At 45.5% G+C, this 25153-nt stretch carries 17 protein-coding genes and 2 pseudogenes; 12 read left to right on the top strand and 7 right to left on the bottom strand.

Annotated features, from left to right (window positions below; all coding sequences use genetic code 11):
* Positions 1-498: 498 nt before the first annotated feature.
* The gene (locus tag Q6A92_RS10550) at positions 499-1443 is read right to left on the bottom strand and encodes a sugar-binding transcriptional regulator (protein ID WP_332238107.1); all 945 of its coding nucleotides are present in this window, start codon (positions 1441-1443) and stop codon (positions 499-501) included.
* Positions 1444-1592: 149 nt separating this feature from the next.
* On the opposite strand from Q6A92_RS10550, the gene deoC reads away from it, so the two are divergent.
* From deoC to pnuC, 4 genes are read left to right on the top strand one after another with little or no spacing between them, the layout of a single operon-like run.
* On the top strand, positions 1593-2264 hold the full coding sequence (deoC, locus tag Q6A92_RS10545; protein ID WP_274399126.1) for a deoxyribose-phosphate aldolase: 672 nt from the start codon (positions 1593-1595) through the stop codon (positions 2262-2264).
* Between the two features lie 26 nt (positions 2265-2290).
* A complete protein-coding gene (locus tag Q6A92_RS10540) occupies positions 2291-3520 on the top strand; it encodes a phosphopentomutase (RefSeq protein ID WP_332238106.1) in 1230 nt (409 codons plus the stop codon).
* A gap of 26 nt (positions 3521-3546) precedes the next feature.
* Positions 3547-4845: a pyrimidine-nucleoside phosphorylase gene (locus Q6A92_RS10535; protein ID WP_332238105.1), complete on the top strand. Its 1299-nt coding sequence runs from the start codon at positions 3547-3549 to the stop codon at positions 4843-4845.
* A 23-nt stretch (positions 4846-4868) separates the two neighbouring features.
* The gene (pnuC, locus tag Q6A92_RS10530) at positions 4869-5612 is read left to right on the top strand and encodes a nicotinamide riboside transporter PnuC (RefSeq protein WP_274399122.1); all 744 of its coding nucleotides are present in this window, start codon (positions 4869-4871) and stop codon (positions 5610-5612) included.
* A 254-nt stretch (positions 5613-5866) separates the two neighbouring features.
* Here the strand turns inward: pnuC and Q6A92_RS10525 are convergent, their stop codons facing one another.
* Together Q6A92_RS10525 and Q6A92_RS10520 are read right to left on the bottom strand one after the other, a co-directional pair.
* Positions 5867-6553, bottom strand: coding sequence for a response regulator (locus Q6A92_RS10525; protein WP_332238104.1), 687 nt, complete (start codon positions 6551-6553; stop codon positions 5867-5869).
* A complete protein-coding gene (locus Q6A92_RS10520) occupies positions 6550-8148 on the bottom strand; it encodes a sensor histidine kinase (protein ID WP_332238102.1) in 1599 nt (532 codons plus the stop codon). Before Q6A92_RS10520 ends, Q6A92_RS10525 begins: the two co-directional genes overlap by 4 nt.
* Positions 8149-8930: 782 nt before the next feature.
* Here Q6A92_RS10520 and Q6A92_RS10515 point away from each other — a divergent pair.
* From Q6A92_RS10515 to Q6A92_RS10505, 3 genes are read left to right on the top strand one after another with little or no spacing between them, the layout of a single operon-like run.
* Positions 8931-9779: an ABC transporter ATP-binding protein gene (locus tag Q6A92_RS10515; protein ID WP_332238100.1), complete on the top strand. Its 849-nt coding sequence runs from the start codon at positions 8931-8933 to the stop codon at positions 9777-9779.
* Positions 9751-10608 carry an ABC transporter permease gene (locus tag Q6A92_RS10510; RefSeq protein ID WP_274399116.1) on the top strand — a complete coding sequence of 286 codons (858 nt, stop codon included), beginning with the start codon at positions 9751-9753 and terminating at the stop codon, positions 10606-10608. The genes Q6A92_RS10515 and Q6A92_RS10510 overlap by 29 nt, the downstream gene beginning before the upstream one ends.
* A gap of 18 nt (positions 10609-10626) precedes the next feature.
* The gene (locus Q6A92_RS10505) at positions 10627-11676 is read left to right on the top strand and encodes an ABC transporter substrate-binding protein (RefSeq protein ID WP_332238098.1); all 1050 of its coding nucleotides are present in this window, start codon (positions 10627-10629) and stop codon (positions 11674-11676) included.
* A gap of 538 nt (positions 11677-12214) precedes the next feature.
* On the opposite strand, the pseudogene Q6A92_RS10500 reads toward Q6A92_RS10505, so the two are convergent.
* Positions 12215-13429: pseudogene (locus Q6A92_RS10500) on the bottom strand (NAD(P)/FAD-dependent oxidoreductase); the annotation flags it as partial.
* 454 nt (positions 13430-13883) lie between these two features.
* On the opposite strand from Q6A92_RS10500, the gene Q6A92_RS10495 reads away from it, so the two are divergent.
* Positions 13884-14915, top strand: coding sequence for an ATP-binding cassette domain-containing protein (locus Q6A92_RS10495; RefSeq protein ID WP_332238097.1), 1032 nt, complete (start codon positions 13884-13886; stop codon positions 14913-14915).
* Entirely contained in the window at positions 14912-15727 is an 816-nt protein-coding gene (locus Q6A92_RS10490) for an ABC transporter permease (RefSeq protein ID WP_274399107.1), read from the top strand. The genes Q6A92_RS10495 and Q6A92_RS10490 overlap by 4 nt, the downstream gene beginning before the upstream one ends.
* A gap of 461 nt (positions 15728-16188) precedes the next feature.
* Here the strand turns inward: Q6A92_RS10490 and Q6A92_RS10485 are convergent, their stop codons facing one another.
* Positions 16189-17568, bottom strand: a complete 1380-nt coding sequence (locus Q6A92_RS10485; RefSeq protein WP_332238096.1) for an amino acid permease — start codon at positions 17566-17568, stop codon at positions 16189-16191.
* A gap of 636 nt (positions 17569-18204) precedes the next feature.
* On the opposite strand from Q6A92_RS10485, the gene Q6A92_RS10480 reads away from it, so the two are divergent.
* Positions 18205-20178, top strand: coding sequence for a fructose-1,6-bisphosphatase (locus Q6A92_RS10480; protein ID WP_332238094.1), 1974 nt, complete (start codon positions 18205-18207; stop codon positions 20176-20178).
* A 240-nt stretch (positions 20179-20418) separates the two neighbouring features.
* Here Q6A92_RS10480 and Q6A92_RS10475 read toward each other — a convergent pair whose 3' ends face one another.
* Entirely contained in the window at positions 20419-22779 is a 2361-nt protein-coding gene (locus tag Q6A92_RS10475) for a YfhO family protein (RefSeq protein WP_332238092.1), read from the bottom strand.
* A gap of 74 nt (positions 22780-22853) precedes the next feature.
* Positions 22854-23072, bottom strand: a complete 219-nt coding sequence (locus tag Q6A92_RS10470) for a hypothetical protein (RefSeq protein ID WP_332238091.1) — start codon at positions 23070-23072, stop codon at positions 22854-22856.
* A 913-nt stretch (positions 23073-23985) separates the two neighbouring features.
* On the opposite strand from Q6A92_RS10470, the gene Q6A92_RS10465 reads away from it, so the two are divergent.
* Positions 23986-24453 carry a MarR family winged helix-turn-helix transcriptional regulator gene (locus Q6A92_RS10465; RefSeq protein WP_332238089.1) on the top strand — a complete coding sequence of 156 codons (468 nt, stop codon included), beginning with the start codon at positions 23986-23988 and terminating at the stop codon, positions 24451-24453.
* 22 nt (positions 24454-24475) lie between these two features.
* Positions 24476-25066 (top strand): annotated as a pseudogene (locus tag Q6A92_RS10460) (NAD(P)H-dependent oxidoreductase).
* Positions 25067-25153 lie beyond the last annotated feature (87 nt).

The following is a 25153-nucleotide window of genomic DNA, read 5'->3' as shown; positions in this document are numbered from 1 at the left end:
AAACCAAGCGAAGCGCGGTAAGCTTTTAGATAAACTCAGTTTCAATTTTTTGTGTCCACTTTCTTGACAGAACTCCAATGTACCTCGTTTTTCGGTCGGTGTGTCCAAATGGCGCCGGACTCACCTGAATCCGGCGAATCAGCATGGCAAAAAATTCATTTGTTCCATATTTTTAACAAATCTTCACTTCATTCCTATTGATGTTGCACCGTTCGACCTTACTGCGCACTATCAACGATGGAAAGCATGTTTTTTAGGGCAGATGCTGCAAGATTCTCTGTAATAAAACCACTGTATAAATTTATATTATTATAAAAAGAGGATGTGGATGTCCACTTCCTTTATGTATTACTTTTTCAGCAAGGGTAGTGATGAAATCTGAAAATATCAACTGCCGCTAAAGTTGTGCATATCTTTGTCAATGATCGACTTGATGAAGCTTTGACCTTCCAGCGAAGCGAAGCCCCCAATATTTTTTGTTGCTTATTTGAATCAATCTCATAGTTCTAAAAGTTTTTTAGCTGTATTTTGGTCTGTAATCAATACATTGGGATATCCGCCAAGGAGAGCAGCATGGATAGGTTTTAATTTAGTCCGGCCTCCGGCAATCAGTACAGAATACTCCTTGTCTTTTAAAGCATCTAATGCGATACTGACTGTCCGATTATTGAGTTCACTGTCAGCGATTCTGCCTTCTGCTGTGATGAATCTTGATAGAACATCACCAACAGAGACTCTTTTTAGGTGATCTATTTGGATATCGTCCAAATACCCCAACCGGAAAAGCATCGCACTGGACAGGGTGGTGCCCACAGTGAATAGAGCAATGTTGGCTTGATACCCCTGTTCTATGACATTCTTTATAAAGCGATCCTTTACAACTAAATCTTTGGTACGTGCATTATCGAAAATAACCGGTAAAGGCAGTATTTGAGTTTGAGTATGATAGGCAGCATTAAATTTTCTGGTTATATCAATTGAAAAGTTATTTTCCCTTGAATTAGTGACACTTCCCTTTAATTGCACAACATTAATGTTAGAGCGATCGCTTTCCTTTAGATGATTGGCAACAGCATCCATTGTTTTCCCCCAGGAAATTCCAATGACATCATTGTTTCGAATAATATGTTCCAGATATTTTGCCGTTTCTTCACCTAATTTATCTAAGATCGTATCTTTATCATCATTAGTTTGCAGGGCAATGATGACATCCTTTAAATTAAATTTTTGTTTTAATTGCTGTTTTAAAGAATCCATATTCTGGAATGGGTCATTAATTTTGATTTCGACTATATTTTGCTCTTTAGCAGCTTGAAGAAGTCTGGAAATTGTGGGACGCGATAAATTCAATTTCTTAGAAATATCCACCTGGCTCATATTATCAATGTAGTAAAGACGGCTGACCTCTAAAACCTGCTTGATTTTATTTTTTGGAAGTTCCATTTACATTCTCCTATAAGTCTTTATTGATTAAAATTATAACTTATAAATTGGATTATGGCTCAGAATGAAATTAATTTCAATTAATATATTTACAAAAGTAAAGAAAAGAGCTATTGTGGTGGTAAAGATATAGAAAGGGGTTCAAAAAAGTGGGACTATCTAATAAAGAGTTAGCAAAGTATTTGGACCACACTAATTTAAAGCCTGACGCCACAAAAGAAGATATTGCGAGAACCTGTAAAGAAGCAATTAAATATGGTACTGCATCAGTTTGCGTTAATCCATATTGGGTTCCCTTTGTAAAAAATCAGCTGGCAAACTCTCATGTTAAACCCATTACCGTTATCGGTTTCCCGCTGGGAGCAATCCCTACAGCCGCGAAGGTGTTCGAAGCGGAAACTGCACTTGAAGCCGGAGCTGAAGAAATTGATATGGTCATTAACATTGGTGAACTGATCGGTAAAAATGATGTAGCCGTAAAAGCAGATATCGAGTCTGTTGCATCTGTCGTACATGCCAAAAATAAGTTACTGAAGGTTATCATAGAAACATCTTTTCTAAAGGAAGATCAAATTGTTCAGGCCTGTAAACTGGCCGAAAGTGGAACAGCAGATTATGTCAAGACTTCAACCGGTTTTAGCTCTGCGGGAGCTGCAACTGAAAACGTAGCTTTGATGCGTCAAACAGTGGGCAACCGTCTGGGTGTAAAAGCTTCCGGGGGCATTCATAGCCGTCAGGAAGCCGAGGCTATGATTGCAGCCGGTGCAAGCCGACTGGGTGTCAGTGCAACGGTTAAGATATTGGGAGAGGATAATATGTAATTTTTTATGAGGGGCCAATACTAGAAATGGCGCAGCAGCCGGATTTCCGGAAGGGAGTGATTCTATTGACTAACTATCAACGTATATTTGGAATTGTATTAGATTCCGTTGGAACAGGAGCGGCGGCAGATGCTGATAAATTTGATAGTTTCGGGTCTGATACTTTAGGGCATGTCGGAGAGGCTTATGACGGCAAGTTAAATTTGCCGAATTTACAAAAGCTGGGGATTTCAAATTTAAGGGATCGGCCAATTAAAGGCATCCCGTCTATTAGTCGACCATCGGGATATTTTGGAAAAATGCAAGAGATTTCTGCGGGAAAAGATAGTATGGATGGCCATTGGGAAATGATGGGTTTGCCTGTCAGACGTCCGTTGGATTATTTCCCGCAAGGCTTTCCGGATGATTTATTGAAAAAGATTTCCGACTTTTCCGGAAGAAAAATTGTTGGCAACCGGCCGGAGTCAGGAACGAAAATTATTAAAGAGCTTGGAGAGCATCAAATAAAAACAGGTGATTTAATCATTTATACGTCGGGCGACTCAGTTCTGCAAATTGCGGCTCATGAGGATGTCATCCCCATTAAAGAACTTTACCGTATCTGCGACTATACACGCAGTCTTGTTAATGGGCCAAATTATATCGTTGGAAGAGTTATCGCAAGGCCCTTTGTAGGTACCGATAAGGATCATTTTGTAAGAACGGCGAATAGACATGATTTCTCTTTAAAGCCATCTGGAAAAACCGATTTAGATTATTTACAAGCTGATGGCGTTCATACGATTGGCATTGGCAAGATTAACGATATTTTTTCAGGGCAGGGGCTCGATGAAGTCTACCATAATGAGAGCAATCTCGATGGAATGAATCATGTAAACCATGTTATGGCAAAAGATTTTACAGGTTTTTGCTTTGTTAATCTGGTTGATTTTGATGCCATGTATGGTCATCGTCGTAATCCGATTGGTTTTGGAAAAGCACTGATGGAATTCGATAAATGCCTAGGAAAAGTTCTAAACAGCATGAAAGACAGCGATTTACTGATGATTACGGCTGACCATGGGAATGACCCTTGTTATAAAGGCACGGATCATACTAGAGAGCAGGTGCCGTTAATGGTTTATTCACCAAGTATGAAAAGCAATGGTTCTTTAGGTACACGTCCGACATTCGCAGATTTCGGAGCAACTATACTAGATAATTTTAATATTAAAGGTAACGGCGCAGGCAGCAGCTTTTTGAGTATCTTGAAGTAATTATTTAATGATGGGAGGGATAACAAATGAGAATGGTAGACATTATTGATAAAAAAAGGAATGGAAAAGAATTAACAGATGATGAAATAAATTTTTTTATTGATGGTGTTGTAAACGGTAGCATCCCGGATTATCAAACCAGTGCTTTACTCATGTCAATCTATTTTAGAGATATGAGTGATCATGAACGGACTGCTTTAACGATGAAGATGATGCAATCCGGGGAACGTTTAGATTTATCTGATATTCCGGGAATTAAAGTTGATAAGCATTCTACGGGCGGCGTGGGGGACAAAGTCAGCATCCCACTAGCGGCTATGGTCGCGGCCGTTGGGATCCCAGTACCCATGATATCAGGCCGCGGCCTGGGGCATACAGGCGGAACACTGGATAAATTGGAATCTATTCCGGGATTCAAGGTTGAAATCAGCAAAGATGCGTTCATCAAACAGGTAGCAAAAGAGAAACTGGCTATTATTGGCGCAACGGGGGATATTGCCCCCGCTGATAAAAAGATATATGCATTACGTGATGTGACTGATACGGTAGATTCCATTCCGTTAATTGCAAGTTCGATCATGAGTAAAAAAATTGCATCTGGAACAGATGCATTAGTGATTGATGTTAAAACAGGCGCAGGTGCTTTTATGAAAACGCTTGAGGATTCTACAAATCTGGCTAAAGCACTGGTAGCAATAGGTAAAGGTGCCGGAATGCAATGCATGGCAGTGATTTCTGATATGAATCAGCCATTAGGAAATAAAATCGGCAATACTTTAGAGATCGAAGAATCGATTGACCTTTTAAAAGGCAAAGGTCCTGAAGATTTAAAGGCGCTCATATTAACCTTGGGAAGCTATATGGTTCTTCTTGGAGGGAAAGCTAATAACTTTGAAGATGCAAAAAGAATGCTGGAAAAGACTATTGAGTCTTCGGAAGCTTTAGACCGTTTTCGTGCAATGGTTGACTCCCAGGGTGGGGATGCTCGTGTAATCGACAACTATCGGTTAATGCCCCATGCACCATTCAGGCTTGAATTACCTGCCAAAAAGAGTGGAAAAATATCCAAACTATCAGCGGATGAAATTGGCATTGCAAGTATGATGCTGGGCGGAGGGCGCCAAAAAGCCGGAGATTCTCTGGATTACGGGGTCGGCATTGAACTCCATAAAAAAATGGGCGATACGGTTCAAAAAGGCGAATCTTTAATGACCATTCATAGCAATAATGAGCATATTGAAGAAGTGAAACAGCTTATCTACCAAAACATTGAAATCTCTGCAGAAGCAAAAATTCCAAAAATGATTTACAAAATCATCAAATGAGCAGCTAGGAGGGAGAGAAAATCATGGAAAGTGCAATCGAAAAAGAACGTTTTGAGGGAAGCTACGGGCAATGGCTGAAACAGCAGCTGACTTCCATTCCGACAGTTCCCTGGACGATGTTTGGGTTTGGTGTAGGAGCAGAAACAGTAGTATTTTTAACCGGCACCATTAATTGGCTGACGTTTTTGTCATTCGTAGGTGTATTTTTCGGTATGGGCTGTGTTTGTTCGATGTCTTCAGGCCACACAATTAATGGGCTTCTTGGGGCAATTAGTGTTGTAGCCTATGTAATTGTTAATCTTCAGGCACACCATTGGTTTAGTATCATTGATCAACTATGTTTTTTCTTTCTTATTGATTTAGAGCTCCTAATGACTTGGCGTACCTGGGGCAGGGGCAAGAATTACAATATTAAGAGCCTGAGTATTAAACAGTGGACGGTTACGGTTGTTGTAATACTGGCTGCCTGGTTTGGATTATATCATCTCGGATTAATCACTGCGGATAACAATCCGGTTTGGGATTCGCTGGCGTTGGCCATTGGCGGAACAGCATCCTTTTTATGCTTCAGGAGATACACACAAACCTATACATTATGGCTGATTTCAGATTTTGTTAATGTTGCGCTTTGGTTTTACGCGCTTAAAGACGGATATTCTCCAGCATCTTTGACAATGTTAGTAATGGAATTGTTTTATACTGCTACCGCTATTTACGGAAGGTTTTTCTCAATCTGGACTGGCAAGCTTAATAGAGCAATAAACTAAAAATCAAGGGAATCTAAGAATTAAAAGTAAACAACATGTACGCAGCAAAGAGGAATTATTTTGAATAAGCGAAAAGCCCATTCGAATTTATTCTGAAAATCTCACTTACACCCATTACGGAGAATCGCACCAAAGTAAGTGAGGTTTTTTTACGGTAAAAATCAATTTCGTTACGCGGTTGACGGCTTACTTTAGAACTGAAAAAAACGAAAAGCCTTCCCTATTAAAGCTTTTCGTTTTTTGTTGCAATGAAATTAATCGGCGATTCGGTATAGACGCAAGGGCCGGCCGACTGTCCCGTATTTCTGTTCTTCTATCAATACGCGTTCTTTAACTAAATGAGAAAGATAGGTTCTTGTCGTTGAAAGGCTGACCCCGGCCAATTCGGCAATCCGGTCTGCGCTTAAGGAATCTTTGCCGTTCACCATACAATTTTTTATTTTTTCCAACGTACGGGTATCGATCCCCTTTGGGCTGGCTGCGCTGCCTGATTCAGATAGCCGCAGTTTTTTAAAATCATTCACTGTTTCCTGGTCAATCCGGGATGACAGCGAGAGACGGGATTTAAACTGAATATATTTATTTAGGGGTGTCTGCAGCTGGGTCAGATCAAATGGCTTAATCAGGAAATCAATGATGCCAAAACGAAAACCGTTTTCAACTATTTCCAGCTCTTTTGCGGCAGTGATGACGATCACGTCACATCGTCTGTTTTGAGTCCTGATGGCTTGTAATAGCTCGATTCCGGAGCGGTCGGGCAAGTAAATGTCTAAAAGAATCAGATCGGGCTGCAATCTGTCGATACATTCTATAGCTTCATAAAAACTATGTGCTGTTCCCGCTAATTTATAGCCTTTCTGAGAATCGATAAATTTTCCATGAAGCTTTGCGATCATAAAATCGTCGTCTACGACCAATACACTTAACACACGATCACTCATCTTTGTCCCTCCATTATAGGCAAGTCAACCTGCAATGCTGCTCCCTCAGAGGAAGAAACCATTTGAATGCGCCCGTTTATTCGTGAAACTAAACGGGATGCCAGTGCTAATCCAAAACCTCTGCCGGTACCCTTCGTCGTGCTCCCGTCATCAAACAGTTTTTTGCCCAGATCGGGATCAATGCCCGGGCCATTATCTTTGACTTCCATATAAAGGCCCGCCATTTCAGTTTTCATATGAACGGAAATCACAGCCGGCCGCTTATCCCTTGCGGCCGATTGAATGGCCTCCATAGCATTTTCAATGGCATTCCCAAGAATCGTCAGTACAATGTCCCGATGCGGGCAGCGATCCCGAACATAGGACTCCGGTGTAATCGTCAGTTGAATGCCAAGTTCTTTCGCCCGATGCATTTTTCCGATAAGAACGCCGACAATTGCCGGATCCCGGATATGAGCCAGAAAGAAATTAAGTATATTTTGCTGTTCGCCATTTACCTGGGTAATGAGTTTCCGGACAAGGTCATATTCCTGCATTTGGATCAGCCCGGAAATAAGATGAAGCTTGTTCATAAATTCATGGCGCTGGCTGCGTAATGTATCGACGTATTTGCCGATATCGGCAAGCCGGTTTTCCAATTGGTCCAGTTGAAGCTTATCGCGAAAACTCGCCACCGCTCCGATTACCTCTCCGTTAAACATCACAGGGATTCTGTTAACGACAACCAGAAAATTTCCCATAATCATCTGATGATCATATTGCGGAGCTCCCTTTTCCATGACTTCGGTGAGCCGGGAGTTCGGTAAAATACGGGTGATCTCTCTGCCGATTAAATCACCGTTTTTGTCTTCCAGCATATTTTTTGCTTCCCGGTTTAATGTCGTTATTTTTCCGGTTGTATCAATAGCGATGATTCCTTCGCGAATGGATTCAAGTATCGCGGCCTGCTGATTTGCTAAGAAAGCGATTTCATTCGGCTCCATGTTAAAAATCTGTTTTTTAATATGGCCGGAGAGAATAAATGCGCCGACGAGTCCGAAAGCTGCGGCAACGGCACCAAGGCCGATGATTTCAAAAATTAATGAAGTCAGCTTCTTCCAGATATTCCGGGTAAGAAAACCGACGGACACAACCCCAATCTGATGATGATCAAGATCAAAAATCGGGTACTTCCCGCGTATGGAAAGGCCGAGAGTTCCGGCAGCCTCGGTAACGCGCCCCTGACCGCCCAGGAGTAAAGTATCATCATTTCCCGCCATGCGCTGTCCGATCATTTTTGGGTCAGGATGGCTGTAACGAATTAAGTGCATGTTTGAAACGACAATAAATTGGGCTCCGATTTTTTTTCGAATATTTTCGGCGATGGGTTGAATCTGCAAAGAAGGGTCCGGTTCTTTAAAGGCCTGTTTGATTTCCGGCAATGCGGCAACCGTTTTTGCGGTTGCTAAAGCGTTTTGGCCCGTTTCATCAAACTCGCGACGGACCATGATCCAAGAAAGAGAAACGATAAAAAGCAAAAGGACAAAAAGAAGATTCAATAAGACAAGAAGGTTGATTTTGGTGCGCAGCTTTACCCGGTTTTCTTTGCGTTCCATACCTAATCAACTCCCAGTAAAATGCTTGAACGATTTTTAAAAAGTTCCTGATGCGTCTGTATAAGCGGCACTAAATAATCCTAAATATGAATGCACAGTCGATCAATGAAACGCCACCGGTTTTTTATCGGGTTCCCCCATGAATGCCTGAACGATCGTTCTGAGAAGAGCGTAAAGCCTATGGGGCTTGAATCTTTCCGAACTTTCTGAAGCAAGCAACCGCCAACTAACCCAATGAAAAATCGTTCTGGGCTGCCTGAATCGAATGCGCCTCGCCAAATTCATTCATCTTTTTTGTATGGTAATTGTCTGACTCAGATGTTTCTGTCCCCGTACTGTCTCGGTTGAACAGCAGCGGAGGATTGGAACATTGCTAAAAAGATCCGTCTTTTACGTGTCTTCTTCTCAATAGATGTCTCCCGATACGTACGTAATCGACGGCCGCCGCAAGTTCGGCACCCTTGTTTTCCGTCATCCGTATCATTTTTTTCGGCCTTTGGGAAACAAGTGCCTGCAATCGCCTGATAATCCCGGACCATACTCATTTTCAAACAGATCGATTAGAAAATAATTCAGACATTTATCGTGTGATTTCCTCTTTGGCCGGAAGTTTTTAGTAACGTTTATAGAGACAAACGTACTGTTATTCCCGTTGCGGAAATCGTTTTAATTGTCTTTATTACGTTTATCACTTATATTGGCAAAATATTTATATAAAATCAGAAAAATATATAATCGGAAATGTAAGCGCTGTCAGATCGAAAAGGAATGGAGGAAAATCAATGAGTGCTTTGGAGACTGTATATCAGGCTAATACTCGGGCCGAACCGGCTATGATCGAACTCAAAGGGATATCGAAAGAATTCGTCAAGCCCTCGGGTGACGTTCATTCTGTGCTGCGGGATATTCATTTGCAAATTCCAAAGGGAGAATTCGTATCGATTGTCGGACCGACAGGCTGCGGGAAATCAACCACGTTAAGCCTTATTGCGGGATTCGAGCCTCCCACAACAGGTGAGGTGTCTATCTCCGGTCAAAGACTGGAAGGGACGAACCGGCGGGCTGCATGTGTTTTCCAAACAGAAAATGCTTTTCCGTGGAAGACCGTTATTGACAATGTTTCGCTGGGACTCAGGCTGCGAGGCAACAGAAAGGCAGAGGCCTACGATGAAGCAAGGAAGTGGATTGCGCGGGTCGGCCTTAAAGGCTTTGAGGGACATTATCCCGCTCAGCTTTCCGGAGGGATGAGGAAACGTGTGGCTTTGGCCCAATGCTTAATTGTTCAACCTGAAATTCTTCTCATGGATGAGCCTTTTTCAGCGCTCGATGTTCACACGAGGCATTTAATGGAAGATGAATTACTTAAAATCTGGGAGGAAACCTCTGCCTCTGTTTTTTTTATCACTCATGATTTAGAAGAAGCGATTGCGCTCAGCGATCGCGTCATTGTTCTTACAGCAGGACCGGAAGCGACGGTCAAAGGGGATTATCGGATTGATCTGCCGAGGCCCCGCAATGTTGCGGAAATCAGTTTTGACGCCGCTTTTATGAGGATTCACCAGCAAATATGGGAAGATCTGAGGGACGAGGTGATCATCAGCTATGAAAGCGCAAACAAATTCAGCAGCTAGTCCCGCAAATAAGGCAGTGATTTCACGAAAGGCCGAGTTAAAGAGAGAAGCATTAAAGATCAGAGCCCGGAATTTAAGTTTGCAGCTCGCGGTATTTGTTGTATTGACGGGATCCTGGCAATTTCTATCAAGTCATAGAATAATTGATCCGTTCTTTTTCTCCAGTCCTTTTGACATCGTGAAACATATTTGGACATGGGCCGTAAACGGGACGACAGCAGGCCCCCTGTGGCTTCAATTTTGGGTGACCTTCGAAGAAACGGTTCTCTCCTTCATCCTCGGCGGTGTTTTTGGGATTCTCTTTGGCTATGTACTGGGTGTCAATGAGTTGCTGTCCGTTGTCTTAGGACCGTATATTAAAATGATCAACGCCATTCCGCGTGTTGTTTTAGTTCCTATTTTCATTCTGTGGTTTGGACTGGGCATGCCGTCAAAAGTTGCCTCCGGTCTCGTGTTAACATTCTTTATCGTATTTTTCAATGCTTTTCAAGGGGTACGTGAAGTGGACCGGAATTTGGTCAACAATGCACGCCTTCTTGGCGCAAGCAAAGGCCAATTGGCCCGGCATGTCATTATACCGTCTGCGCTGACCTGGATCCTTTCCAGCCTTCATTCCAGCTTTGGATTCGCGTTAATCGGAGCGGTTGTCGGAGAATTTATTGGGGCTACCCATGGATTAGGCTATTTAATTGCCCAATCGCAAGGAGCATTCGATACAACGGGAGTATTTGCCGGAATGCTGATCCTTTCAGTTACGGCGCTGATTGCCGACTGGGGTGTTTCAAAGCTTGAAAAACGTTTTATTGCCTGGCGGTATGTTCGCAAATAACAGCTTGGAGGGGTCTGCATGAAAAAAAGGACAATGAAAAATATAACAGCTGCTCTGTCGGGCCTTGTCGTTTCCGCAATGCTATTGGCAGGTTGTTCATCGGCCGCGCCGGGGTCTTCAAGTACAAACGGTTCTGCTGCGAAGCCCAGAGTCGTCATCATGGTCGGCGGACTGGAGAAAATTATTTACATGCCGTTTATGCTTGCCCAGCAGCTTGGCTATTATGATAAATACGGAGTCAACGTCAGCCTTGTAGAAGAAAGTGCCGGACAGGACGCTGAAGTAGCCATGCTGGCCGGTCAAACGGACGGTGCCGGCGGTTTCTATGACCATACTCTGGATCTTGCGACCAAAGGCAAACAAGTGGAAGCGGTCATTACGATGGCAGACGTTCCAGGGGAAACGTTGATGGTATCCAATCGTCTGAAAGACAAAGTCAAAACCGTTTCCGACTTAAAAGGATTGAAAATCGGCATCACCGGCCTTGGTTCTTCAACGAACATGCTGGCAACGTATAACGTTGTCAAAGGCGGCGGAAAAGAAAGTGATTATTCACCCATTCCGGTAGGCGCCGGCAGTACGTTAGTCGCTGCTATAAAAAACGGCAAAATCGATGCGGCTGTGACAAGTGAACCCACTGCTTCTATACTGCAGAACCAGAACCTGGCATACACATTGGTCGACATGAACCATAAAAATGCGGCTCACCAGGCTTTAGGCGGCGGCTATGCTTCGACGAGCCTTTATATGAGGAACGATTATGTCAACACTCACAAAGATACCGTTCAGAAACTGGTAGATGCCTATGTCGCTACTTTAAAATGGATGAGTACCCATACGCCTGAAGAAATTGCAGCAAAAATGCCGCCTGATTATTATAGCGGCGACGAAAAACTATACGTTCAGGCGTTGAAAGGCCAGCTTCCAATGTTTACAGCCGATGGTAAGATGCCCGCCGGTGTTCCGGAAAACGTGCAGAAAATACTTTCCTCTTTCAAGCCGGCTGTGAAAAAGGTTGATTTAAGCAAAACCTATACGAACGCATTCGTTGATAAAGCCAATCAGTAAAGAAGTGATTAGGAAATAAAAAGGGGGACCGATCCTGCGCTGTAAAGAGATGTAATATGGAAAACTCCAAAGATAATATATTTTGAGTTGATGGCTTGCCGGAAAAACCGGCGTTACCGTCAAAATCTTTCGTGACCAGATCAAATCTCTGAGCCGGCCTCCCACTACATGCGGGTATAATAAAGGCGCAGGGAACATAAAATAAGACCGCCGGTACTCGAACACCGACGGAATGGCAATATCCGCACAGAGCGGAAAGCGTTTCAATTAAAACTGCATTCAGTGGAAATGGTCTGCTTCAATCATAGCCAGTGCGAATGGGGGCATATGAAGCAGATCATTTCTTTTTTCTGTCTGACAGCATCAGCACACCCAAACTAATCATCAGTGTCAGAGCCAAACCACCCGGGCCGTTCGCACGGAGGATCAGCCGGAAAAGCGGGCAGAAGTCATTTCATCTCTCTGGGGACATCCCCGGGGAAGCCGGCAGATTCAATCAGGAAATAACAGATTTAGGTCCCTGAGCCGACGATTGTGATTTAACATGGAAAAATTCATGCTTAATATATTGGATCATATAATAGCCGCTTCGAATACAAAAAAAGTAATATAAGTTAACCATATGTTTCATAAATATAGCCCAGAAACCGCTTAAGTGAATGCCGTTTAAATTAGCGACGCCGTATTTTGCCCCGATAGAAACCATGATTCCGTGGTAGTTTCCCTTGAAAGCCGTCTTTTCTCCGCCGCTGATCGATGCAATAATATTTTTGGCAGCGGTACCGCCTGTCTGTTCGGCCGCTTCGACCATTTGCGGCATCGGCTTTCCGTTTTCTTCAAAATAAGCAAGGTCGCCGACGACATAGACATTGTCAAGTCCGGAAGCCTCCATATATTCATTCACCTTCAAACGGCCGGCCCGGGCCGATTCCATTCCATAATTTTTTGTATCGGAGTTGGCTCTGATCCCCGCTGTCCAAATTAACGTGTGGGAAGCAATTTCATCACCCGACTTTAAAATAATACGGTCCGGTTTCACATCAACAATGGGTGAATTTTCTAAAATCTGAATCCCATTCTCCGTCATATATTTTTCCGCCTTGCCCGCATCTTTCCGGTCAAGTACATTCAGGATGTTTGGGACGGCTTCTACCAAATACAGGGAAATCTCCTTTTCGTCCAATTTGTTGATTTTTGCCAGCCGGGCTCTTTGTCCCAGCAGTTCTCCGATCATTTCCACTCCCGTGAGGCCTCCCCCGCAGACTGTGAACGTCAGCATGGCCCGGCGCTTTTTCTGATCATGGACAGCTGCTGCACGGTGAACGATCTCTTCAATATGTTTGTGCAGCTTGACGGCGTCTTCAGAGGACAGTAATGTGAACCCGTTTTCATGGACACCCGGCGTACCGAAGTCGTTGGGTTCACCGCCCATGCCCAGCATTAAATAGTCATATTGATAGGTTCCCTGTGCCGTTGTTACCACTTTGTTTTTAAGATCTACATGTTTGACCTCATCCGTGACCGGTCTGACCTTTGAATTCTTAAAAAGCCTGTGCAGGTCAAACTGGATGTCTTCCGGCTCGGCCCGCTGCGCGGCCACTTCATGTAACTGAGTCATCATTGTGTGATAGGGATGCCGATCGATCAGTGTTATTGAAACAGAATCATCCTGGCCATACTTTTTTGCTAATTTTTTGGCGGCATGCACACCGGCGTATCCGGCACCGATAATCACGATGTTTTTGTTTTCCATAATCATTTCCCCCATAAAGTATTCAAACGCAGTCATTATCGCAAGTACTAAATAATTAAAATTGTAAAATGACGGATTGTTACCCAATATAATTTATTATTTTGCTGATCGTCGTTTGCATCCCTCCAAAGAAAGCTACATTGTGAAAATGTTCACAATGTAGCGTATCTTTATAGTACCACGAACTGGGAGACAATACTGTTAAATTATTGTGAACATTTACCACTTCACTGAGGCAGTGCAAAGATGCACTCTTTTTTAAACTGCCCGGCACATTTTTTGGAGATTTTCTCTTTCATTATCTGAACAATGGACCGGAGGCCGCTGTTTATTCATGTTCTTCCTGAAAGGACAGCAGAAAAATCCGTCTTGAGAACGAGAAGATTCCCCGACGTGAGTTCATTCTAAAGAAAGCCGATGCAAGTTATAGTAATGATACGGAGGAGGAATGATAATGGAACATATACACGGCGGAGCTGCGGCACAGAGCAGCGGGGATTGGGCTGTCGTGGCGCGCGGACTGGTTAAAACGTTTGGCGACAATCGCGCGGTTGACGGCGTAAATCTAAATGTGCGTGCCGGGACGGTTTATGGCGTGCTCGGTCCGAACGGAGCGGGCAAGACGACGACGATCAGAATGCTGGCGACTTTACTGCGGCCGGATGCGGGCTCGGCAAAAATTTTCGGATATGATGTAATTAAAGAACCGCAGATCGTGCGGCAGCTGATTGGGGTAACCGGTCAATACGCTTCGGTTGACGAATCACTCAGCGCGACCGAGAATCTGGTCATTTTTTCGCGGCTGCTCGGGCTGGGGCGTGCAGAGGCACGGCACAAAGCTGCGGAATTGCTGGAGGAATTCGGACTGACGGACGCCGCAAAACGTCCGTTGAAAAATTTTTCGGGCGGCATGCGCCGGCGGCTGGATCTGGCAGCCAGTCTCATTGCACAGCCGCCGCTGATTTTTCTGGATGAACCGACGACGGGGCTGGATCCGCGTACACGCAATCAAATGTGGGATACGATCCGCCGATTGGTCCAAACAGGCTCGACCGTACTTTTAACGACGCAGTACCTTAATGAAGCCGATGAACTGGCCGATCGGATTGCGGTCATCGATCGCGGCCGGGTGGTCGCGGAAGGCACCGCCGATGAACTGAAGGCGTCGGTCGGGAGCGCATCGCTGCAATTAAGGATTCAAAATCAACAGGACGCCGGAATTGCCCGCCAAATCGTTGAACGGGTGCTTGAAGTCCGGTCAACTGTTTCGCCGGAAGGCGGGCAAATTACTGCACCGATGGTGGACGCCGACCGGGTTGCCGATCTGCTGACCGCCTTTCGTGAGAAGGGCATCCGGCTGGACGAACTGAGTGTGCAGAAACCGACCCTTGATGAAGTCTTTCTGACCATCACCGGCCATGATACGAAAGAAAACACGTTAAAAGTACCGGACGAAACGGATGAAGCGGGGAAGGTGAAAATATGAAAAACACTTCGATCGAGCAGATGGCCGGCCGCCGGCTGAGTAACCATGTAAGTCTCGGCCAGTCGGTACGCCATTCGTTTACAATGGCTTACAGAGGTTTGCTGAAGCTCCGGCGTACGCCGGAGCAATTGTTCGACGTGACTCTGCAGCCGATTCTCTTCACTCTGATGTTTACCTATATTTTCGGCGGAGCGATCTCCGGAAATATACAAAGCTATTTACCGGTCATCATTCCCGGTATTCTCGTTCAGACCGTGATCACAACCTCAATCGTCACCGGTGTCCAGCTGCGTGAAGACATGGACAAAGGCGTATTCGACCGGTTCAAGTCACTGCCGATTGCCCGCATTGCCCCGCTGGCGGGAGCTCTGCTGGCGGATACGATCCGCTATACCATCGCGACGGTGCTCACCTTTGCCATGGGCTATATCATGGGCTATCGTCCTGACGGAGGGCTTGGATACGTCGTGATCGCCGGCCTGCTTGTCGTTGTATGTTCCTGGGCGATCAGCTGGATCTTTGCCTTTTTCGGCGTGATCGCGCGGACGGCTTCCAGCGTACAGGGAATCTCAATGATTATTCTGTTCCCGCTTACATTTCTCTCCAATGCTTTCGTACCGGTCAAAACGATGCCCGACTGGCTCCAGTGGTTTGTCAATGTCAATCCGATCTCACATCTTGTTTCTGCTGTCCGTTATCTGGCCAACAATGGAACGTTTGGCCATGATCTTGTCATATCGCTCATCGGAGCCGCTGTGATTGTTGCCGTTTTCGCTCCGATCACGGTCCGTGCCTATATGCGCCGGACCTGAAACGGCCGAAGGTACAGGCCTTATAAGGATCATTAAAGATAATTTATAAGTACATTCCGTATAAGTAATATAAGTAATAATGGAACAAAGTCCATGGGGATCCGAATCGTATTGAATCATGACTAAATGATCGGCCGTATGCAAGGTTATTTGAAAATCCATTCTGTCAAATCGGGCCGATATTTTCTGCACCATTCATAATGAGCATCTGACCGGCCGATGAAACATTTTTGGCCGGCAGGACCGCTGTTCTGCGGGTTCCGGGTGTCAAAACGGACCGCAGCCGCTTTTTTCAGCTAAAAAAAGCAATCAATTCAAATCCCCCGCGGACTGACACGGGGGATTCATTGATGATCTTTATGAAGGCGATCGTTCACCGGTGATCGTCAGGCTATGACCGGTTGAATCGGGAAATGATTGCTGTTTAAAACGGCCGCAAAACGATCATTCAGCTGTTTCATCTAATCGGTTTCTGTTTCGGAATCTTTTTTCCCAGTCCGTTCATTGTTGATAAAATAAGAGATAATAACCAATACGGCCATAATGCTGAAGCAGGTGATCGATCCGACCATGTTTGCCTTATTCAGCACAAACGAAACAAAAATGGCCGAGAGTGCAGCAATTCCGGCTATTGTCATATAGGGGAAGCCGATGATCCTGAAAAACGGGATTTTGCCATAGGTCGGCCGCAGTTTCAGTTCGGCCGCACAAATGGCGATCCAGACAAGGATAATGGTGAAACCGGGAATGCTCATCAGTTGAACGATGATCTGATCTTTAACAAGAAAGGCAAGAAATACTCCGATGACAAGAAAGCTGCCGGTAAGTGCGAGACCGCCGACCGGTACTCCGCGCTGCGAGAGCCTGCGGGTAAATTGCGGCGCTTCGCCGCGTTCGGCCATTGAGTAGAGCGTACGGGTGGTCGCATAAATACCTGAATTGGCTGCAGACAGAACCGCCGTCAGCAGCACAAAATTCATCAGCTGAGAAGCACCGGGTATTCCGACGGCTTCAAAGACTTGAACGAAAGGGCTGCTTTGAGTCGCAGAAACACTGTTCCAAGGCATCATGCCGCAAATGATCGTAATCGGCAGAATGTAGAAAAGGATGACGCGGAAAACGACGCTCTTAATAATCTTCGGCAGTGTTTTCTCGACATCTCTTGTTTCCGTCACAGTCAGCCCGATCAGTTCAGAACCGCCGTAAGAAAAAATGACGACGAGGAAAGCCTGAATGATGCCGGACAGGCCATGCGGGAAAAAGCCGCCGAACCCGAAAAAGTTCTTCACAGGCTGGACATGGCTCGGAATGACCCCGAATAAAATCAGCAGGCCGATGATGATGAAAATAATGATTGCCGTAATTTTAATCCCGCCGAACCAGAATTCAAATTCTCCGTAATATTTAACCTGGAACAGGTTAATTCCGATAATAAACAGGCCGCAAAGCGCGGATAAAAACCAAAGAGGCGCGTGCGGGAACCAATATTCCAGAAAACTGCCTGCGGCCAGAACTTCAACAACAGTGACAATCATCCAGTTAATCCAGTAAAGCCAGCCGACAATGATCGAGGCCCGGAATCCGAAGGCTTTGTGGATGATATGCTGGATATTCAATCCGGGATAAGCAATAGCAAGTTCAGTCAGCGCGACCATGACGATAAACAGAATCAGTCCGCTGAACAGGTAGGTGATAATCACACTCGGACCGGCAATGTTCAGGGTATCGCCGCTCCCCTTGAAGATGCCGGTACCGATCATGCCGGCCATAGCCATCAGCATAACATGGCGGGGCTGCAGACCGCGCTGCAATTTCTTGTTCTTCTCTGTTGCGTTAACCATGATTCTTCCTCTTTTTCTCTGTTTTTTACGCAAATGCTTTAAATCAATAAAGTGGATGCGGTGCAAAAACTCCTTCAGCTAATTTTAAACAGCTTGTGCCCTATTCACTGTTTGTGCAGCATGAACAAGTATATATGTATTTGGCCCTTTGTCAATAGTGAGCGAGTATTTATAGGAAAAAATGGATCCGTTCGGCTGTTCTGCTAGAGAAACCGAGCTTCCCCTTCCTGAACAGTCTTTCACTGACTTCGGCCGGCCTCCTGTTTTCTGTGTCTTCCGGCTTGAAGCCTGGATAGAAAAAACGGACCTTTTAATAGAAAAAATGAATCAGCAAATGGAAAAGCAAAGTGTCTGAGAATCCGCGCCTTCATGATCGCTTTTATTCACACAAATGGAAACATGCAGTGGAAAACGTGGTATAGTTACAACAGATGCTTCAATTTTTGCAGGAACACATTTGCAAATAGGAATCCGTCCGTTAGACCATTTGAAGAGGCTGGTGCATGCGTTGTTTTTCGCCAATGACAGCGCTTTCTTAAGGACGCCGGCGGATCTTCCTTCGCTGCTTTCCGCCGATGGCAGCCTCTTCTCCGCAATCACAGAATCGAATGAAGCGTACAGGAGATGCACGGGACCGTGGATACGAAATATTTAGATTTGCTGGCCGAGAAATATGACAGTGAGGAAAAAGTGGTAACCGAAATCATTAATCTTGAAGCTATTCTCAATCTGCCGAAAGGGACGGAGCATTTTGTCAGCGACCTGCACGGAGAGTATCAGGCGTTTCAACATGTTCTGAGGAACGGCTCCGGAAATGTCAAAGTAAAAATCCGCGATCTTTTCGAAGGCGAATTATCCGATCAGGAAATGAATGAATTCGCGACGCTGGTTTATTATCCGGAGGATAAGCTGCAGCTGATAAAGGAAGCGGCGGCAGACAGCCAAAGCCTGTACGGATGGTATGCGGAGACTATTAAACGGCTGATCAGGCTCGTTGCTTTCGCCTCGTCCAAATATACACGTTCGAAGGTGCGCAAGGCCTTGCCGGGACAGTTTGTTTACATCGTTGAAGAGTTGCTGTATAAGACGGATGAACTGACCAATAAGAAAGAATACTATACGAAAATTATCCAGCGGATCATTTCCCTCGGCCAGGCCGATAAGCTGATCACCGGTCTGGCCTATACTATTCAGAGGCTGGTTGTCGACCATCTTCATGTCGTCGGGGATATTTATGACCGCGGGCCTGAACCGGACAAGATTATGGACACCCTTATCAATTACCATTCCGTCGATATTCAGTGGGGAAATCACGATGTGCTGTGGCTCGGCGCCTTTGCCGGGTCAAAGGTATGTCTGGCCAATCTGGTTCGGATCTGCGCCAGATACGACAATCTCGATATTATTGAAGATGTATACGGAATCAATCTGCGGCCGCTTCTGAATCTGGCGGAAAGATACTACGATGATAATCGTGCTTTCCGGCCGAAACATGATGCCGGCAAGCAAGAAATTTTTGATGATGAGCAGCTGCAGATTACCAAAATCCATCAGGCGATCGCGATGATTCAGTTTAAACTTGAGATACCGATCATCAAAAGACGCCCGGATTTCAATATGTCCGGCCGGCTGCTGCTCGAGAACGTCGATTATGACCGTGAGACACTGACAGTCAACGGAAAAACGTATGCGCTGCAGGACACCTGTTTTGCAACCGTTGATCCGAAACACCCGGATCGGCTGCTTGAAGAAGAAGAACAAGTCATTGATAAACTATTGTTTTCTTTTCAGCATTCCGAAAAACTGGCCAGGCATATGAATTTTCTGATGAGGAAGGGTAGTCTCTATTTAAAATACAACGGCAACCTATTAATTCACGGGTGCATTCCCCTGAATGAAGACGGGTCGATGAAGAAAATGGTGATCAGCGGAAAGGCGTATGCCGGAAGAGGCCTGCTCGACGTTTTTGAACACTATATACGATACGGCTTCGCGCATCCTGAAGTGACGGACGATCTGGCGACGGATATGATGTGGTATTTATGGACCGGGGAAAACTCCTCGCTCTTCGGGAAAAAAGAGATGACCACTTTTGAGCGATATTTTATCGCAGATAAGACGTCGCATATTGAACAAAAGAACCCTTATTACAAGCTGCGCGAAGAAGAAGAAATCTGCCGGAAAATCCTGAAGGAATTCCATCTGAACGCCGATCAGGGTCATATCATTAACGGACATACACCGGTTGAAGAGATTAACGGAGAAAATCCGATCAAAGCACATGGCAAAATGATCGTTATTGACGGCGGATTCTCCAAGGCCTACCAACCAAAGACGGGAATTGCGGGCTATACTTTGTTATATAATTCCTACGGCATGCAGCTGGTCGCCCACAAACGTTTTACTTCAAAAGAGGATGTGCTTTTGCACGGCACGGATGTTTTATCTGTCAAGCGGCTGGTCGACCGTGAGCTGAAAAGGAAGAAAGTGCTGGAAACGAACATCGGCAAGAAATTATTGCAGCAAATATCCGTTTTAAATCACTTGCTGGAATACCGTTATAAGCACGGAAATCGGCCTGCTGACGGAGAAGGGCGAAAAGCGGATTAAACAATTTTAATAAAAGCCTGATTTAAAGAAAGAAACTTAAAATCGAATAGAGATCGGCTGCAGCCTGGCTAAACACACAGCCCGTTGACATGTTATCACTTAACGTTGTCAGCGGGCCTTTTATTTATAAAGAATCGACTGTACGGGCAGGCGGCAGTCCACCGGCTGCGGTAAATTGAAGAGGAAAAGCAGCCTTTTAGACAGATGCTCTATAGCAGAAAGGGCCTATTCATACCCCAATTAGAAAGATTCTTTTTTGGCTGCAGGCAGCCTGCGCAGAAATTTGCGGGAAACAGTCTTAGAAAATAAATAAAGGATGAGCACGGCCATGGAAAATATGGAAATTTTTATTCCCAGTATCAGGCCCTGCGGAACAAAATTAAACCGAATCGTATCATTGCCGCGGCTGCCTTGAACCGCCATCAGACCGGAATCAACATTTTCAATTTTTGCCGGCCTCCCGTTGACGGTCGCTGTCCAGCCCGGGTCGTACGGTACGCTGAAAAATACGAGATTATTCCGAAAAAGTTTAATATGTGAGGTAAAACCGTGATTGTCGCGCGTAAACGACTGCCCCGCTTCCTGCTTTCGGTCGGCCACGTCGCGCCGATATGTCCTCATCGACAGATCGTTCAGTGCCGCATTCGGCAAGGGCGGCAGAACGGAGGCGTAAGTTTTCATTTGTTGATCGTTGAGCACAAGGCCTTTTAATAACAGCAAGTGTCTCTGAACAGGATTTGTTTTCATGAACGCCGCCATTGAAATGGCATGATCGAAAGTGAATCCGAACGGGATGTAATCTTTGGAACGATATATTGTGTAAGCTCCCGCCCGGTTAACTTTCACCAAATCGGGAAGTGCTGTTTGACCGAAATTCCCGAACGGAGGGGTCAGTGCAGAGGCGTTCATAACAAGAATATATTTGACCGATAAAAAAGGACGCAGCGCGAAAAATTGATCGCTTATCTGTGACTGATAACCTCTTCCTGCACCGACGGCAGAAGCATAAAATGAAAAAATCGAGCCGTTTACTGTACTATTAAAGGATTGTATTGCCGGCTGATTCAGCAGTATGCTGACATTGCGATAAGCGTGTAACGTATCTGTCCGATAGGTTCCTTTCGTCGGCAGATGGATCGATTGAGAAGATTTTGTATAGACTCTGGTAAAATCCTTAGCGGGCGGATAGAGCGTTTCATTGCCGTAAAGGACATAGGCTCCTGAAAGAGCGGCAAAAATGATCGTCCATACAGCAGTTTTTTTATAAAAATTTGACTGATTGCGGTTACGCAGCAATCCCCAGGAAGCTATAAGCCCGAAAATCAGCAGCAGTATTTGATACAGCATCATCTGTTCGTTTTCAACAATTTCCTGATGTTTATCCGCGGCATACAGAATAAGACTCAGCAAAAAGGCACTATAGAGAAAAATGGTAAACTTAAAGGCTGATCGGATAGACACAATGGACGCTTTCTCGTCCAGAACTTTTGCCGAGGCCAGCGCCATAATCAGAATCGGCATATAATACCAACGGCAGTACCAATAATTGGTGTTGCCTGCATAAAACAGTGTATTCAGCACGGGGACTAAGGCGAATGTCAGACACACAGCCATCAAATTAAGCATCCAGCTCTTGCGGTTTAATTGCACAAAGATAACGATTAACACAAATCCAAACAGCGGCAAAAAGGCATGGACGGACGAAAAATCAGACGGTGTTAAAATTGACCACTTATGCTCCACTTGGGCGGGCATGAACAGTCCGGCCAGTATTTTCAAATAGGTAGCCCAATCGTAAACAGCATTCGATAAACCTGCTAAATGAACGTTCTGGCTGACACGCGGATTCTGAGCCACAAATAAGACAGAGGGAAGCAGAAGGATAGAGGATAGGCCAACGCCGACAGCACTTTCAAAGATCAGCGGCAAAAAACGCTTCCACGTTAATACTATCTTTTTAGAGAGCAGTCTGACAATAAAGTACAAGATCAGAAAAACAACTTCACCGACGAAGAAAAAGTAATTAAGAAACGCCGACAGGGCAACCATTAAAGCGAGCAGTCCCTTCCCTTCGCCATGGAGCCGCTTTTCAAACGCTAAAAGGAGCAGCGGAAACAGGGCCGTTACATCAATAAAATGATTAAAAGTAATCGCGCTGAGCTGAAAGCTGGAAAACGCATACAGCAGTGAACCAATCAGCGCTGCACCGTCACGTTTTATAAAACGACGGAAATAGGCGTAGGAAGCTGCCCCGGCGACGGCGAACTTTAAGATAAGCAGCGGACCGACCATATAAGGGAAAAATTTTGCGGGGAACAGGCACGATAACCAGAAAAACGGACTGCCCAGTGTATAGAAACTATACGCGCCAATAAATTGACTGCCGAGATCCGTGTTCCAATTCCAGAAAACATTTCCGGATTTTATCGCTTCATTAGAAAGAATATTAAAAGGAATCTGCTGAAGATTAAAATCATCGACGACGTATAAGATGCCATGGCCGCGGACAATGAAAGGAACGATAAACAGGGCCGCCGTTATCAGCGACAAAAGAAAAGCGCGGACGCAGCCCTTCATGATGAAAGTTGAGAACCGATGCACAATGAATCACTCTTTTATTTATATTATATGAGTATCTCTTAAGCTCATTTTCCTGCTATGCCGTCAGATGATCATCAACTTTTCCTGAGACCGCTGAAAGACAGAGGGCGTTTCCGCGACCGTAAACTTCCGCAGCGGTCGATAAAGCGGATGTAAAGGCCGAAAAACTTCCGGTGACAGCCGATAAACCGCGCCTTCCGGTCGATAAACCAAGCGTGACGACCGATAAACTTTCTGCGCTGGCCGATAAATTCCCGGTCCTGATCGATAAACCGGGCACACCAGTGGGTCAACCCCCGGCCTCAGCTGATCCATCAATCAGGGCCGGCCGTACTGTTCTGATCATTTGCACTTATTGATTCCAGTCCGTTTACTGCCGATATTCTGCCGGTGACAGTTGATATTTTGCTTCCTGCCGATGATGTCTCAGTGTTTCCCGGCGATTTTAGTCGCGATTCACAGAAATACACGGCGGGCCGAGGAAAAAGATCAGATGTTTATGCCATGTAACGCCTGTCTGTGCAGGATATCCCTCTTTTCCGGAGAAATAAACCGCCGATCACATGAACATTCGGCGGAATAGGCCGGCTCTCGTGCAAGCGATCGCTTTTCGGAAGAATCGATGGTGTTTCGCGCCGCAGTCGGCTGGATACATGAGCTGAGGAAATATCCATTTTATATGGCATGTCCGTCCATATCTGTATAATAAAAAATAAATAGACGCGCCGATTATTGTCAATTTTCGACGAAAATGTATATTTACGGGAATAGATCGGAGAGATTGCCTGCACAAATGGCAATGGCCTTCGGGCGTCAGGCGGAAACAGTCCGATTCTGCCGGACTTTGACAGCGCTTTCCAGCAAGTAAATATACGAGCTTTTTTCATTCGCTCCATGTATCGTCATATATTATACGACAAAAACGCAAAAACTGTCGATTATGCCTGCAGAATATCAGGCAGTTTTCAGGACAGCCTCCCGGCTGCTTCCGTCCCATTGTGCAGCGGAACTGACGGCAGCCTATTCATTACAGGCTGCGTTTCAATCGGTTTTTAATCATCGTTTTCTGTTCAGGTGCCCGGGCATGTCCCACAGGAGTAAGGGTTGACAGTAAATGATTGGTCACCTATTATATAATAAATGATTGGTCATCTATCTTGCAGCCGATCTTCATGAAATGAAATCTTTGCGTGTGAAGGGATTTAAATGAAAACGAATGATAAAGCCGAAACACTGCGTTATCTTATTCTGGCGGCGCAGCGCCAGGGGAACAGGCAGCTTAACGAGATGCTGAAGGAGCTCGGCCTGACCGCAGCGCAGGCCGAGGTGCTACGCGTTTTGCACGAAAGGAGGGGGATCTCCCTTAAAGAACTCGGAAGACTGCTGATTTGCGAATCGGGCAGTCCGTCACGGCTTGTCGAGCGTATGGTCCGGGACGGCCTGGCCAGAAAAATCGTCCATGCGAAGGATTTCAGGTATGTGACGCTTCGGCTCACGGCGGCCGGTGAAGAAAAAGAACGGTCTGTAGAAAACATAGAACGGCAAATGTACAATCAGTTGAATCATATCTATTCGGAAGATGAACTTGAGCTTATGTGCACGCTGCTGTCCCGGTTTATGCAAGGTCAGCCGATCTCGGAAACTTTGAAAGATCGCGGCTTCGAGAGTAAATAATTTCACCGAAGGAGATACGCAGATGAATGTTCTCATTATTTACGCACATCCCAATCCGAACAGCTTTAATCACGCGGTGCTGGAACAGGTTCAAAAAGGGTTTCGGGAATCCGGTCACGATGTGACAACGATCGACTTATACCAGGAACGCTTTAATCCCGTATTAACTTTTGACGTAAAACACCGAAGAAGGGACTTGAAAGACGATCCTGGGACGGAACGCTATCGTACATTGTTAAAGGAGGCGGACCACTATATTTTTATCTATCCGGTCTGGTGGAACGGTTTTCCGGCCGTCTTGAAAGGTTTTTTTGACAGAGTATTTGTCGCCGGTTTTGCCTATGTCTACGAAGGACTCCTGCCGAAGGGGCTCCTGAAAGGGAAGACGGCCTAGGTGATTTATTCGATGGACGCTCCGGCCTGGTACGACCGGCTGATGCGCGGGGATGTCGAATGGAAGGTCATCAGCAAAGATATCCTTCAGTTCTGCGGCATTCGTCCGGTGAAAAGAATGATGCTGACGGGGATGAAAGGGAGCAGCGCCGGGAAAAGGGAACACTGGCTGGATTTTGTTTATCGGCAGTCGCGCCGGTTCGGCAATGAGTCCATTTGAATGGGAAGGCCGGCCGGCGGCGGAACATTTTCGCCTTGCCGGGTCATCGAAGCCGCAGCGTAAAAAAACAGGCTTTTTCAGCCGCAG

The organism is Sporolactobacillus sp. KGMB 08714, from assembly GCF_036598985.1.
In the GTDB taxonomy this organism is placed as follows: domain Bacteria; phylum Bacillota; class Bacilli; order Bacillales; family Sporolactobacillaceae; genus Sporolactobacillus.
Note: the sequence above shows the minus strand (reverse complement) of the source record. Positions and strands in the feature narration are given on the sequence as shown.

What these genes read in the sequence shown, in the direction of transcription:
- Q6A92_RS10485 (WP_332238096.1), bottom strand. Translation starts at nt 17,568, where the DNA reads ATGGTTAACGCAACAGAGAAGAACAAGAAATTGCAGCGCGGTCTGCAG.
- pnuC (WP_274399122.1), top strand. Translation starts at nt 4,869, where the DNA reads ATGGAAAGTGCAATCGAAAAAGAACGTTTTGAGGGAAGCTACGGGCAA.
- Q6A92_RS10490 (WP_274399107.1), top strand. Translation starts at nt 14,912, where the DNA reads ATGAAAAACACTTCGATCGAGCAGATGGCCGGCCGCCGGCTGAGTAAC.
- Q6A92_RS10465 (WP_332238089.1), top strand. Translation starts at nt 23,986, where the DNA reads ATGAAAACGAATGATAAAGCCGAAACACTGCGTTATCTTATTCTGGCG.
- Q6A92_RS10540 (WP_332238106.1), top strand. Translation starts at nt 2,291, where the DNA reads ATGGCGCAGCAGCCGGATTTCCGGAAGGGAGTGATTCTATTGACTAAC.
- Q6A92_RS10525 (WP_332238104.1), bottom strand. Translation starts at nt 6,553, where the DNA reads ATGAGTGATCGTGTGTTAAGTGTATTGGTCGTAGACGACGATTTTATG.
- Q6A92_RS10510 (WP_274399116.1), top strand. Translation starts at nt 9,751, where the DNA reads ATGAAAGCGCAAACAAATTCAGCAGCTAGTCCCGCAAATAAGGCAGTG.
- Q6A92_RS10550 (WP_332238107.1), bottom strand. Translation starts at nt 1,443, where the DNA reads ATGGAACTTCCAAAAAATAAAATCAAGCAGGTTTTAGAGGTCAGCCGT.
- Q6A92_RS10495 (WP_332238097.1), top strand. Translation starts at nt 13,884, where the DNA reads ATGGAACATATACACGGCGGAGCTGCGGCACAGAGCAGCGGGGATTGG.
- Q6A92_RS10515 (WP_332238100.1), top strand. Translation starts at nt 8,931, where the DNA reads ATGAGTGCTTTGGAGACTGTATATCAGGCTAATACTCGGGCCGAACCG.
- Q6A92_RS10535 (WP_332238105.1), top strand. Translation starts at nt 3,547, where the DNA reads ATGAGAATGGTAGACATTATTGATAAAAAAAGGAATGGAAAAGAATTA.
- Q6A92_RS10505 (WP_332238098.1), top strand. Translation starts at nt 10,627, where the DNA reads ATGAAAAAAAGGACAATGAAAAATATAACAGCTGCTCTGTCGGGCCTT.
- Q6A92_RS10520 (WP_332238102.1), bottom strand. Translation starts at nt 8,148, where the DNA reads ATGGAACGCAAAGAAAACCGGGTAAAGCTGCGCACCAAAATCAACCTT.